This window comes from Pseudomonas sp. MYb2 (assembly GCF_002979955.1).
In the GTDB taxonomy this organism is placed as follows: domain Bacteria; phylum Pseudomonadota; class Gammaproteobacteria; order Pseudomonadales; family Pseudomonadaceae; genus Aquipseudomonas.
Genome location: NZ_PCQC01000027.1, coordinates 57,441 through 70,353, shown reverse-complemented (window position 1 = coordinate 70,353; position 12,913 = coordinate 57,441). Strand labels below are relative to the sequence as shown.

At 57.8% G+C, this 12,913-nt stretch carries 12 protein-coding genes; 4 read left to right on the top strand and 8 right to left on the bottom strand.

All coding sequences use genetic code 11. From position 1 onward, the window contains the following. A partial coding sequence (locus tag CQ009_RS28090; RefSeq protein ID WP_146117576.1) for an RHS repeat-associated core domain-containing protein occupies positions 1-679 on the top strand: 679 nt, incomplete at its 5' end. Between the two features lie 10 nt (positions 680-689). Then, positions 690-1,100 (top strand): hypothetical protein, encoded by a 411-nt coding sequence (locus CQ009_RS28085; RefSeq protein WP_105709337.1) that lies wholly within the window; start codon positions 690-692, stop codon positions 1,098-1,100. Positions 1,101-1,186: 86 nt separating this feature from the next. Here CQ009_RS28085 and CQ009_RS28080 read toward each other — a convergent pair whose 3' ends face one another. Next, on the bottom strand, positions 1,187-2,971 hold the full coding sequence (locus CQ009_RS28080; RefSeq protein WP_105709336.1) for a bifunctional diguanylate cyclase/phosphodiesterase: 1,785 nt from the start codon (positions 2,969-2,971) through the stop codon (positions 1,187-1,189). 133 nt (positions 2,972-3,104) lie between these two features. Further along, the gene (locus CQ009_RS28075) at positions 3,105-5,189 is read right to left on the bottom strand and encodes a carboxy terminal-processing peptidase (protein ID WP_163024112.1); all 2,085 of its coding nucleotides are present in this window, start codon (positions 5,187-5,189) and stop codon (positions 3,105-3,107) included. A 137-nt stretch (positions 5,190-5,326) separates the two neighbouring features. Here CQ009_RS28075 and CQ009_RS28070 point away from each other — a divergent pair, with 137 nt between their 5' ends. Then, positions 5,327-6,289, top strand: coding sequence for a zinc-binding dehydrogenase (locus CQ009_RS28070; protein ID WP_105709334.1), 963 nt, complete (start codon positions 5,327-5,329; stop codon positions 6,287-6,289). A 132-nt stretch (positions 6,290-6,421) separates the two neighbouring features. Here the strand turns inward: CQ009_RS28070 and CQ009_RS28065 are convergent, their stop codons facing one another. From CQ009_RS28065 to CQ009_RS28040, 6 genes are all read right to left on the bottom strand, one after another. Continuing rightward, positions 6,422-7,075 carry an HAD family phosphatase gene (locus tag CQ009_RS28065; RefSeq protein WP_064391179.1) on the bottom strand — a complete coding sequence of 218 codons (654 nt, stop codon included), beginning with the start codon at positions 7,073-7,075 and terminating at the stop codon, positions 6,422-6,424. A 34-nt stretch (positions 7,076-7,109) separates the two neighbouring features. Next, positions 7,110-8,099, bottom strand: coding sequence for an ABC transporter ATP-binding protein (locus tag CQ009_RS28060; protein ID WP_105709333.1), 990 nt, complete (start codon positions 8,097-8,099; stop codon positions 7,110-7,112). After that, positions 8,096-8,896, bottom strand: a complete 801-nt coding sequence (locus tag CQ009_RS28055) for an ABC transporter permease (RefSeq protein ID WP_105709332.1) — start codon at positions 8,894-8,896, stop codon at positions 8,096-8,098. Before CQ009_RS28055 ends, CQ009_RS28060 begins: the two co-directional genes overlap by 4 nt. Beyond that, complete coding sequence (locus CQ009_RS28050; RefSeq protein ID WP_161806665.1) at positions 8,883-9,719, bottom strand: ABC transporter permease subunit; 837 nt, start codon at positions 9,717-9,719, stop codon at positions 8,883-8,885. Before CQ009_RS28050 ends, CQ009_RS28055 begins: the two co-directional genes overlap by 14 nt. Before the next feature lie 5 nt (positions 9,720-9,724). Continuing rightward, positions 9,725-10,531: an alkaline phosphatase family protein gene (locus CQ009_RS28045; RefSeq protein ID WP_064391183.1), complete on the bottom strand. Its 807-nt coding sequence runs from the start codon at positions 10,529-10,531 to the stop codon at positions 9,725-9,727. Positions 10,532-10,711: 180 nt separating this feature from the next. After that, positions 10,712-11,779 carry an ABC transporter substrate-binding protein gene (locus CQ009_RS28040; RefSeq protein ID WP_064391184.1) on the bottom strand — a complete coding sequence of 356 codons (1,068 nt, stop codon included), beginning with the start codon at positions 11,777-11,779 and terminating at the stop codon, positions 10,712-10,714. A 351-nt stretch (positions 11,780-12,130) separates the two neighbouring features. Here CQ009_RS28040 and CQ009_RS28035 point away from each other — a divergent pair, with 351 nt between their 5' ends. Continuing rightward, positions 12,131-12,844, top strand: a complete 714-nt coding sequence (locus CQ009_RS28035) for a UTRA domain-containing protein (RefSeq protein ID WP_105709331.1) — start codon at positions 12,131-12,133, stop codon at positions 12,842-12,844. Positions 12,845-12,913: the final 69 nt, after the last annotated feature.

The following is a 12,913-nucleotide window of genomic DNA, read 5'->3' as shown; positions in this document are numbered from 1 at the left end:
TGGGCTGCATTACAACCGGCACCGGTATTACGACCCGCGGTTGGGAAGGTATCTGACGCCGGATCCCATCAAGCTGGCGGGTGGGTTGAATCAGTACCAGTACGTGCCGAATCCGACGGGGTGGGTGGATCCGTTGGGGTTGAGTTCCAATTGTCCGCCGCCGAACAGGCCGGGTTGTGAGGTGCCGGGTGGGATTAGTGGCGCTAAGGTTGATGAGGGTGAGCCCGCGCTGCCAAGGCCTAAGCTAACCGTTGAAGAGAAGGCGAAGATTGAGATCATCAGATTGAATAACAGTCAGCGCATGCACATGGTTGGGAAACATGGTCCGGACGTGCTAGATGCTAAGTGGAAGCGACGAGCAGTTGATGGCACAGATCCCATAACGGGGATAACGCCACGTAACAGGAGAGGTAATCCCAGTTCAAAGTTCAATAGTTACGAAATTATGCTCAAGGCTTACATTCTTGCAACAACGCGGTTAGAACGAGGACTGCCGCAATTTACGGGTAAGGACGCCCAGTCAGCGGACATCGTAAGAATGGATCTACCGGGGGCAGGCAAAGGTTATATGCCTGACCCAAGATCAAAAAATAATCCCAGATTGATTGAGTTGAACCGGTTTGAGATGAAGTTCGATCCCGTGACGGGGAAACCTTTCACCTTGTTTCCGATTAAATAGGACTGATGAAGTGTTTATAGATCCAGCTGATGGCCTACCATTCCAACCTACACCGTCTTTTTTCTTGGCTGGAATAGATATATATGATCGAGAGGAATCGCTAGGAGAGGAACTGGATAAGCTAAATCCAGATAATCCTGATGATCGAGAACTGATTGTTCTGAGATATTGCCTGCCAACGAAGCGGAGTTATCGCCATAAATATCTTGCTTATAAAAGTCTAGAGGCAGCGCTGGCTGACTCGGAATACGATTTTCAGTCGTTGTTTTTGTATGACCCAGAATCATACTCTTCCTTTCCGAGTGGCTGGGATGAGATGCATAGCGCTAGGGTTTTTTTTGAAGATGTATTTCGTCTTGCGTCGAAGGTTTGGGAAGATGATTTGCAAAAAGCTAAATCTGAAGATGTTGCGCTTTGGTAGTCTCTAGGAGCTTTATAAAGGCATTAGGAACGTTGGAAGGAGTGCTTGTTTCATAGTGAAGAAAGGGGGGTAGTTATAAGTCTGTATTACACGGTTAGCTGCGACGGATGAAGGTCTGCAGCAGCAAGACTATCAATCACATGCACGCTATACCCCGGAACATTCTTCGCATGATGCTTCGCCTGCGATGCCATCTCAGCGAGCTGACTGGCATCCAGTTGTGCGCAGGCCTCGGGGTGTAGATGCACGACGCCAATGGACAGCGACAACAGCGCAAACTCCTGGCGCACCCCTTGGCGATTCGGGGCGATGAAGCAGCCCGCGTCGAGGTGTTCAGTGCGATAGAACCGTCGGCATTGGCTCTGGAAATCGTCGAGCAATTGGTTGAGGCGTTTGCGCCAGTCTTCGGGGCCGAGGACCAGGAGAAAGTCGTCGCCACCAATGTGGCCAACGAAGTCGCGGGTAGGGTCTACGCGTTCGTTGAGACAGTGCGCCAGACACAGCAACACTTCATCGCCGCGACCGTAGCCGTAGATGTCGTTGAAGGGTTTGAAGCTGTCGATGTCGACGTAGCAGATGACCGACTCGCGGCCTTGTTGCAGCAACCGCGTCAGGCATTGCTGAATCGGCACATTGCCCGGCAACAAGGTCAGCGGGTTGGCGTAGCGAGCCTGCTGGATTTTCAGTTCGGTAATCAGTTTGAGCACATCGATCACCCGGCCGAGGCCGAGGTAGCTGCCGTTGAGGGTGATGATGAAGTCTTCTTCGATGCGTTGTCGGGCGCGGCTGGTGATCAGGCGGCTGACTTGTTGCAGCGACTGGCTCATTTCCACGGCGAGGAAGTCGTCGTTCATCAGGCGGCTGATCGGTTTGCGTGCGAACAGGTCGGTGGCGAAGGGTTTGAGCAGTGCGTCGGACAGCGAATGGCGGTGGACGATGCCACAGGGCTGGCCTTGTTCGTCGAGCACCGCCAGTGAGTTGAGGTTGGCCTGACGACGGAAGGCTTCCAGCACGGTGGCGGTCGGTGTATCGCGATGGACCGCCGGTTGGTCGTTGAGCAAGGCGCTGAGGTCGCTGCCTTCGTCGTTGAGCGCCACCGCGCTGCTGTCATGTTTCGGCATCAAGGCGCGGGCATCGCGCGGTGGATGCTCTTGTGGACGGCCGAGCAGATAACCTTGCACCAGGTCGACGCCCATTTCCGTCAGTACGGCGAGTTCTTCTGGCAGTTCGATGCCTTCAGCGATGACTTGTGCGCGAGAGGCTTTGGCGATTTGCAGGATCGAGCCGACGAATTCGCGCTTCAATGCGTCCTGATGAATACCGTCGATGAAGTGTCGGTCGATCTTCACGTAATCCGGACGAAGCTCCGACCACAGTCGCAGGCTCGAATAGCCAGCGCCAAGATCATCCAGCGCAATCGAAAATCCCATCGCCCGATAGTGATGCAGCGCGGTTTGCAGTAACTGGAAGTCGTCGATTGGCGTTTGTTCCGTCAGTTCGATAACGACCTGACTGGGTGGAATGCCGAAGTCCTGCAGCAGTTGCAGCGTGCGTCCCGGTTGATGGGCGGCTTCGAGCAAAGATTCGGGCGAGACGTTGAGAAACAGCTTGCCCGGCAGTTGCTGTTCGTTAAAACGACGGCAGGCGCTTTGCCGGCAGGCGATTTCCAGTTCATTCAAGCGCCCGGATTGTCGCGCAACAGCAAACAACGCAATCGGTGAGTGAAGAGGGCTGTTGGAAGGTCCGCGTGTCAGGGCTTCGTAACCGAGAATACGTCGCTCCGAGAGGCTGATGATCGGCTGGAACAGGCTGTGCAATCCGCTTTGAGTCAGGATCGAGCTCAAGGCACTCAGCTGTTCGGTCGTGGTCATGGCAATCTCTGGCGATAAAAAAAGGACTGGGAGCGCTCTCGTTGAAGAGAGTGGCTCCCAGTCCTTTATTGCACGACAGAATGATGACTGTTTGATGACGATCCGGGGATCGTCAGCATTAAATTGCCATCACTTACTTCTTGGCCACCTGATTGCTCAGCTTCAGGTAATCCAGCAGCACGCGCCCGGTTTCGCTCAGGTAGGCATCGTCTTCCGGTTTGACCTTGTCCGGCTCGGCGGCGGAGAGGGCGTCGTCGTCTTCTTTCTTCAGCTCTTTGAGCGGCTCTTCGCCTTTGGCCTTGCGACGGATGTTTTCCATCGTCAGCTGTTTGGCGTCGATGTCGGCGTGCTGGGCACGACGATCGGCTTCGTTGAGGCTGACGGTTTTTTCTTCCATCAGTTTCTGCGCCAGGGCCAGCTTGTCGCGGATGAACACGAACTCGGCATCCTTGGCGGTGCGGGTGTCATGTTCGGACTTGAGCTGGGCCAGGAACGGTTTGAACGGATCGGCCGCCGGTTTGATTGCCGCGCGGATGGTGTCCCACGGCATGGCTTCCGGCAGTGCGCTCTCACCGATTTCCTTGGTATCGATCAGCGACGGATAGTCGATGTCCGGCAGCACGCCCTGATGCTGGGTGCTCTGACCGGACACCCGGTAGAACTTGGCCAGGGTCAGTTTCAGTTCGCCATGGTTCAACGGCTGAATGGTCTGCACGGTGCCTTTGCCGAAGGTCTGGCCGCCGATGATCAGCGCGCGGTGGTAGTCCTGCATCGCGCCGGCGAAGATCTCCGAAGCCGAGGCGGACAGGCGGTTGACCAAAAGTGCCATCGGGCCTTTGTAGAACGCGCCCGGGTTCTCATCTTCCAGCACGTCGACACGGCCATCGGCATTACGCACGAGTACGGTCGGGCCTTTGTCGATGAACAGGCTGGTCAGCTCGGTGGCTTCCTGCAGGGAACCGCCGCCGTTGTTGCGCAGGTCGATGACCACGCCGTCGACTTTGTCTTTCTGCAGCTCGGTCAACAGCTTCTTGACGTCGCGGGTGGTGCTCTTGTAGTCCGGATCGCCGGCACGGAACGCCTTGAAGTCGAGGTAGAAGGCCGGGATCTCGATGACGCCGAGCTTGTAGTCCTTGCCGTCCTGTTTCAGGTTAAGAACCGACTTCTTCACGGCCTGGTCTTCGAGCTTCACCGCTTCACGGGTGATCGGCACGATCTTGGTGGTCTGGTCGTTCGGCGCATTGCTGGCCGGAATCACTTCCAGGCGCACCACGGTGCCTTTCGGACCGCGAATCAGCTTGACCACTTCGTCCAGACGCCAGCCGACCACGTCGACCATCTCTTTGTTGCCTTGGGCAACGCCGATGATCTTGTCGGCCGGGGCGACTTGTTTGGTTTTGTCGGCCGGGCCTGCCGGCACCAGACGCACGACTTTCACCTGGTCGTTGTCGCTCTGCAACACGGCACCGATGCCCTCGAGGGACAGGCTCATGTTGATGTCGAAGTTTTCCGCGTTATCCGGCGACAGATAGTTGGTGTGCGGATCGTAAGACATGGCGAAGGTGTTGATGTACGCCTGGAAGATGTCTTCCGGACGGGTCTGATCCAGGCGCGCCAACTGGTTCTTGTAGCGCTTGGTCAGGGTTTCCTGAATCTGCTTCGGCTCTTTGCCGGCGATCTTCTGACGCAGGACTTCGTCCTTGACGCGTTTGCGCCACAGGTCATCAAGCTCTGCGGTGGATTTCAGCCAAGGGGCGTCCTTGCGATCGATCAGCAAGGTTTCCCTGGTGGTGAAGTCCATCTTGTCGACGCCCTTGTTCAGCTCCGCAATGGCGAAGTCCAGACGCGCTTTGACGCGGTCCAGGTAGCGCTTGTAGATGGTGAACCCGGCGTTGAGATCGCCGCTTTTGAGGAAGTCGTCGAACTGGGTCTTCCACTTGTCGAATTCGGCGATGTCGCTGGCCATGAAATAGCTGCGCGACGGATCCAGCAGCTTGATGTAGCTGTCGTAGATGATCACCGAGCGCGCATCGTCGAGCGGCGGCTTGCTGTAGTGGTGACGCTTGAGCAATTCGACGACGTTCAGGCTGGCGATGACTTCATCGCGATCAGGCTGCAACTTGTCCCAGCTGTTGGCTGCGAATGTACTGCCCGACACCGGCAACAGGCCGATACCGATGAAAAGAGCGAGGGCGGTGCTGGGGAGCAAATGCTTCATGCTGATTCGACGCGGGGACAATTGATAACGCATATTAGGCCGTCTTTGAAGTCGCCGGTCTACGAGAGCCGGTCGCATAATGCAAAAAGCCCGGCGCTACAGCTTCGGGCTCAGTCCAGACTCACTATGGAGGCACTGTGAAGGCATTGCAAGGCGTTGAAGGTCAAGTGGCATGGGTTGAGGAGCCGAGTCCTACGTGTGATGTAGGACAAGTCCGCATTCGAGTGGCGGCAGCCGGCCTAAATCGCGCCGATTTATTACAGAAAGCGGGGCTCTATCCGCCACCGCCGGGGGCCAGCCAAGTGCTCGGTCTTGAGTGCTCCGGGGTCATCAGTGAGGTCGGTGCGGGCAGTTCGTGGCAGGTCGGCGATCGCGTTTGCGCCTTGCTGGCCGGGGGCGGCATGGCCGAAGAGGTGGTGGTCGACGGGCGGCATGTGCTGCCGGTGCCCGAAGGCGTTTCGCTGATCGAGGCGGCGGCATTGCCCGAGGTTTACGCAACAGTCTGGTTGAATGTGTTTCAACTTGCGGCGCTCAAACCGGGTGAGAAAGTTCTCTTGCACGCCGGGGCGAGTGGGATCGGTTCAGCCGCCATTCAGTTGTGCAAGGCGTTTGGCAATCCTTGCTGGGTCAGCGTCGGTTCAGCCGAGCGTTTGGCGTATTGCGAGGCGCTGGGCGCGCAGGGCGGGGTGGTGCGCACCGATGATCTGGAGAGCCTGCGTGATTTCGGGCCGTTCGATGTGATCCTCGATCCGGTGGGTGGTAATTATTCGGCGCTCAATCTGAAACTGATCGCGCTGGACGGGCGTTGGGTGTTGATTGGTTTGATGGGCGGCCGTGAGGCGAAGCTGGACCTGGCGCAGGTGTTAGGCAGGCGCGTGCAATTGCTCGGCTCGACCTTGCGCAGCCGTGACGATCAATTCAAGGCGGATCTGTTGAGTGATCTGGGCCAGCACGTGTGGCCGTTGTTTGCCGAAGGGCGATTGCGTCCGCAGTTGGCCAAAGCGTTTGCGGTGAAGGATGCCGAGGCGGCGTTTGCAGAACTGGCGAGCAACACTGTTGCTGGAAAACTGGTTTTGGTGATCGACGACAGTCTGAGCTGAGAACAGGGAAAAAGCCCCTCTCCCAAAGGGAGAGGGGACTGACCGGGTTGTTCTGTCGGGCTACATCGACCTGATGCATCGGGTCGAACTCAGGTTTGGAATATCAGCCTGCCTGTGCAGATTAAATCTTTGTCATTTCCAGAGGTGGATTGGCCAGCCGGCTTTTTCAGCGTGTTCAAGCAGCACTGGGTCCGGGTTGACCACGTGCGGAAAATCCACCTTCAGCAACAACGGCAGATCATTGCGTGAGTCGGAATAGAAACTCGCGCCTTCGAGATTCTCTTCTTCGGCATCCAGCCACTCCAGCAACCGGGTGATCTTGCCTTCGCGGTAGGTCAGGGTGCCGACGGTGTGGCCGCTGTACACGCCATGGGCGACTTCCAGTTCGATGCCGAGAATCTCATCTATACCCAAGCGATCGGCAATCGGTTTTACCAAGTGTGTGCCCGACGCCGAAATCACCAGAATGCGGTCGCCGGCCTTGCGGTGGGCAGCGATGGTTTTGGTGGCGTCGCTGAAGATGATCGGTTCGATGAAGTCTTCAACCCATGGCCCGACCAGGTGCTCGACTTCTTCCGGCGTACGCCCGATCAACGGCTCCAGGCTGAATTCCATGTAGTCTTCCATGCGCAATTTGCCATGGCTGTAGGCGTCCATCAGTTCGTTGTTCTTGCGCATGAACGATTCAGGATCGACCCAGCCCAGGCGCCCCATCTGCTCGCTCCAGAGGGTGGCGCAGTCGCCGTGGATCAACGTTTCGTCCAGATCAAAAATTGCCAGAGCCATCAGTGCAGTTCTCTCTTCAACGTCAGCAAAGTCATCAGGCTACCTCACACAGGGCCGTCGGATCGATGGAAAGCGCCAGACGCTGACCGTCGGGATGCAGATCGGCGGCCGAGCGGTTGAGCACATCCACCACCAGTTCTACGCCACGCGCTTCGATCCGGTAACGGATGACGTTGCCAAGAAGGCTGTGGCTGCGGATCTGCGCGTCGAGTTCGCCGTTGAGGCTCAGTTCGATGGCTTCCGGGCGAATGGCGATGCGATGGTTGATCGGGCGCTGCAACAGTTTCGAAGCGGCTTGCGCGTCGAGCAGGTTGTAGTTGCCGATGAAGCCGGCGGCGAAGACATCGACGGGGGCGGTGTAGAGGGTTTCGGCATCGCCGCTTTGTACGATTTTTCCCTGATTCATCAGGAAAATGCGATCAGACATGGTCAGCGCTTCCTCCTGATCGTGGGTGACAAAAATCGTCGTCAGGCCGAGTTCGCGTTGAATCTGGCGGATCTGTTCGCGCAGGTGTTTACGAATCCGTGCGTCGAGCGCCGACAGCGGCTCGTCCAGCAGCAACAAGCGCGGACGCGTGACCAGCGAACGGGCGAGGGCAACCCGCTGGCATTGACCACCGGATAACTGATGCGGATAGCGGTTGGCGAAGTCGTTCAGTTCAACCAGTTTCAACACCTCGGAAACGCGTTTGTGGCTGTCGTCGGCATTGACCTTTTGCATGCGCAAACCGAACGCAACGTTTTGTTCGACAGTCATGTTGGGAAACAGCGCATAGCTCTGGAACACCATGCCGATGCCGCGCTTCTGCGGGCTCAACGGCACGATATCGACGCCATCGAGGAGGATCTTGCCGCCATCGACTGGCGTCAGGCCGGCGATGCAACGCAGCAGGGTGGATTTTCCGCAACCGGACGGGCCGAGCAGGGTGACGAATTCGCCTTTGTTGATTTCGCAGTCGATGTCGCTGAACACCGTGGTGCCGGCGTAGCTTTTCTGCAGGTGTTGGACGCTGACATAGCTCATTCGCTTTTGTCCTTGTTCAAGATGTTGGCGATCCAGGTCAGGACCAGCACGAAAAAGAAATACGAGATGACCAGGGCACTGGTGAAGTGGCCGCTGCTGTTGCGCATGTTGTTCAGGTAAACCTGCAGGGTTTCGTAACGCGTGCCGACGAGGATGTTGGCAAAGACGAACTCCCCGAAGAGGAACGAGAACGACAGCAGCAACGCGACCATCAGGCCTTTGCGCAGGTTGGGCAGCACCACCAGAACCGCCGCTTGAAAGGTGCTGGCGCCGAGCAGTTGCGCGGCGTCCATCAGGTCACGCAGGTTGATCGCTTGCAGGTTGTTGGTGATCGCCCGGTACATGAACGGCAGCGCCACGGTGAAGTAACAACCGATCAGGATCCACGGCGTGCCGACCATCGCCATCGGCCCGGAACCGTAGAGCTGCAACAGACCCACCGAGGACACCACCGGCGGCACCGCAAAGGGCAGCAGGATCAAGATGTTCATCAGCGCATCGAGCTTCGGGAAGTGGTAATGCACCACGAACAGCAGCGGCAGAATCAACACCACCGAAAGCACCAGTGCGCCGACACACACAATCAATGATTGGCCGAAAGCGTGAAGGAAGCGCGGGTCGCTCCACAGCTGGATGTACCACTTGAAGGTGAAGCCGCTGGGCAGAATGGTCGCCGACCAACTGCTGGCAATCGAATAGACCAGGGTGCCCACCAGTGGCAGCAAGAGGATGGCGAACAGCAGATAAACCACGACGCGGTGGTAGAGGCCGGCCGGGCCGGATTCAGCGCGAGACATGGTAGCTCCTCTTCAACAGCAGTTGATGCACGACGGTGACGATGGTCATCAGCGCCACCAGCACCACGGCCAGGGCGCTGGCCAGGTTCGGATCGAGGGAAATATCGCCCGAGACCATCGCCGCTATACGAATCGGCAGGACGTTGAAGTTGCCCGTCGTCAGCGCATACACCGTGGCGTAGGCGCCGAGGGCGTTAGCCAGCAGAATAACGAACGTACCCAGCAGCGCTGGTGTCAGCACCGGCAAACCGATGTGCCGCCAGAACTGCCAGCCGTTGGCGCCGAGTAATGCGGCGGACTCGCGCCAGTCTTCACGCAATGCGTCGAAGGCGGGGTAGAGCAACAACACGCCAAGGGGAATCTGGAAGTAGGTGTAGAGGATGATCAGCCCGGTTTTCGAGTACAGATTGAAGTCCTGAATGATCCCCGACTGCTTCAGCATGATGGTGATGCTGCCGTTGAACCCGAGCAGGATGATGAACGCAAATGCCAGGGGCACACCGGCGAAGTTGCTGGTCATGTTGGCGAAGGCGTTGACGAAGTTGCGCAGCTTCGAATCGACCCGGCGCAGGGAATACGCACCGAGTACGGCAATGATGATGCCGAATACACTCGACCAGAAACTGATCTCGAGGCTGTACTGGATCGCCTGCAAATAGAACTTCGAGCTGAAGATCTTGCTGAAGTTGGCCAAGCCCCAACCGAACTCTTCCGATTGCAGGCTGTTGATCATCACCCAGGCCAGCGGGGCGATTTCGAAGACGATAAAGAACAGCGTGAACGGCACCAGGCACAACGCCGCCAGCCATTTGCCGCGAGTCATTGAGTTCACTTGAGCAGCTCCCGGCACACAGGTTTGTCGTGGGGTACGCCGAGCAATTCGCAGACCGTGCCGCAGATGTCGGTCTGCTTCGGTGCGGCGCCAGCATCAAGGCTGAACGCATCGCCGAGGACGAACAGCGGCACCTGGCGCTCTTCCGGCAGCAAGCCGTTGTGCGAGCGGTCGTTGTTCATGCCGTGGTCGGCGGTCACCAGTACTTGGAAGCCGGCCTCGAGCCAGTTCTGCAAATAGTCGGCGAGGATGATGTCCGCCGAACGCGCGCTGTTGCGGTACTGCGACGAATCGAGGCCGTGCTTGTGCCCGGCGTCGTCAATGTTCATCGGGTGGATCAGCAGGAAGTTCGGATCGTGGCGCAGGCGCAGGTTTTCGGCGTCGGCGAACAGATGCGAATCCGGGTAGTGATCGTTCCAGTAGAAATGCCCGTGCTGGATCGGCAGCGACAGATTGTCGGTGTGCCGGTCGCGGGCGGCTACGAACGGCGAGCGGTTGTACAACTCGCTGACCCAGTGATACGCCGCTGCAGCGGTTTTCAGACCGGCCTCGCGGGCGTAGTGGTAAATGCTGCGCTGGTTGGACAGGCGCGAGACGTTATTGTGGACGATGCCGCTGTCGATCGGCGGCACGCCGGTGAGGATGCATTCATAAAGCGGGCGGGACAGGGCCGGCAGCTCGCACTCCAACTGATAGAGCGCGGCGCGTCCTGCGCCAACATAAGCCTGCAGATGCCCCATGGCGTGACGCGCGACCTCGTAGTTGAGGCCGTCGAGCACGACAAGGATGACGTTGTGCTTCATAGGGGCAAAAACTCCGCGAAACAGGAAATTTCAGATTCACCTGGATCCCTTGTAGGAGTGAGCCTGCTCGCGATGGCGATTGAACATTCAACGACAATGTTGACTGAACTACCGCTATCGCGAGCAGGCTCACTCCTACATGGGGATTTGTTTCGGATCACAAAAATGGTGATCAGCCGCTTATTTCATTTCCACGATGACTTCTTCGTTCCACGCCTGTGGCAGGGCTTTCGAAGTCTTTTCCCACGCGTCGGCATCTTTGATCGGGGTGACTTTCTTGTACTGCTCGTTTGGCAGCAGCTTGGCCTTCACGTCTTCCGGCAGTTGCAGGTGTTCGGCGCGGATCGGGCGGGCGTTGCCGCGCGCGAGATTGGTCTGGCCGGCGTCGCTGAAGATGTATTCGCGAGTCAGCTTGGCGGCGTTAGGATTTTTTGCGTATTTGTTGATGATCGTGGTGTAGCCGGAAATCACCGAACCGTCGGACGGGATGAGCACGACGTAGTCATCCGGGTTGGCCATCTTGGCCTTGTAGCTCAGGCCGTTGAAGTCCCAGACCACGCCGACTTCGATCTCGCCTTTTTCCATGGTGGCGATGGTCGGGTTGGCCATCGACAGGCGACCTTGCCTGGCGATGTCGGCGAACAGCAGCAGCGCAGGCTTGATGTTTTTCTCGTCGCCACCGTTGGCCAGTGCCGCAGCGAGAACGCCGTTGGCCGCTTGTGCGGCGGTGCTCACGTCACCGATCGAGACTTTGTATTTGCCGCCCTTGAGGTCAGCCCATTTGGTCGGTACTTCGGAACCGTGCAGCAGCTTCTTGTTGACGATGAAAGCAATGGTGCCGGTGTAGGCCAGCGCCCAGTTGCCGTCCTTGTCCTTGGCCCAGTCCGGGACTTGATCCCAGGTGCTTGGCTTGTACGGCTGCACCACGCCTTGCTTGACCGCGATCGGGCCGAAGGCGGCACCGACGTCGCCGATGTCGGCGGTAGCGTTGTCTTTCTCGGCGGCGAACTTGGCGATTTCCTGGGCCGAGCTCATGTCGGTGTCGATGTGTTTCAGGCCGTAGGTCTTGGCCAGGTCTTCCCAGGTGCCTTTCCAGTTGGCCCAGTCATCCGGCATGCCGACGCTGTTGACGGCGCCTTCCGCTTTCGCAGCGGCTTCGAGGGTTTTCAGATCGGTGCCGGCCGCCATGGCGGAGGTGCACATTGCAATGGTCGAGCCTAACAGTGTTGCCAGGAAAAGCTGTTTCATTCCGAAGCTCCTTGGTCGTGTTCAACGCTGCGATTGCGGTGTGGGTTGGTCTAGGTCAGCAATACCTGAGCCAATCTAAGGGGGCTGGATGACACTTTGATGTCCGCGGCCTTGCGCAAAGCCCTTTATTTGCCCGGTATCGGCGGGTGCCAGATAAGCGTAGACCATGCTCAAAGGCCCGCAGGGCCAGGGACTTGGCCGATGTATTGCAAGTCGTGAAGACGACCGTTCGGTAGTTTTGTCATCTCTCGGTCATCTGCACTGCCTAGGCTTGCATCATCAGGAAACGGCTTGATCGCCGTGCGGTTTTGCCCCGAAACAGTGCTGGTCTAGTCCAGATAGGTAACGTTGATGCGCGATGAGGCAACAAAAGCGGTGACAGCGATTGGCCAGGTGCTGCAGGAACAACTCGATCACGGGTTGTTGGCGGCGGGCAGCAAGTTGCCGGCCGAACGCAAGCTCAGTGAGTTGTTCGGCACGACGCGGATTACCGTGCGCGAGGCGTTGTTGCAACTGGAAGCGCAGGGGCAGATTTATCGCGAAGAACGGCGCGGCTGGTTCGTGTCGCCGCCGCGTCTGGCCTACAACCTGATGCAGCGCAGTCATTTTCACGCAATGGTCAGTGCGCAGGGGCGGGTGCCGTCGACCGAGGTGATTTCGGCGCGGCTGCAGCCGGCCTCGGCGGCGGTGTGTGCGTGGTTGCAGCTGCCGGCGTTGTCGAGCGTGATTCAGATTTGCCGGTCGCGGCGCATTGATGGGCGTTTGGTGTTGTATGTGGAGCACTATTTGAATCCGCAGTTTTTTCCGGGGATTCTTGAGTTTGATTTGAATCAGTCGATGACCGAGTTGTATGCGCGGCATTACGATTTGCACTATGGGCGGGTGCGGTTCGAGATTGTGCCTACGTCGTTGTCGGTGGATGCGGCGGCGGCTTTACGGGTTTCTGTGGGGAGTCCGGGGTTGCGGATTGCTCGGGTCAATTATGATCAGCATGAGCGGTTGATTGATTGTGATCTGGAGTTTTGGCGGCATGATGCGATTCACGTATCGGTAGATGTGGTTTGATCGTTTTGGGTGTATATCCGTTGCTGCGGTAACGGCTACTTGGGGTTCCGCCCTTACGGCGGGTCACCT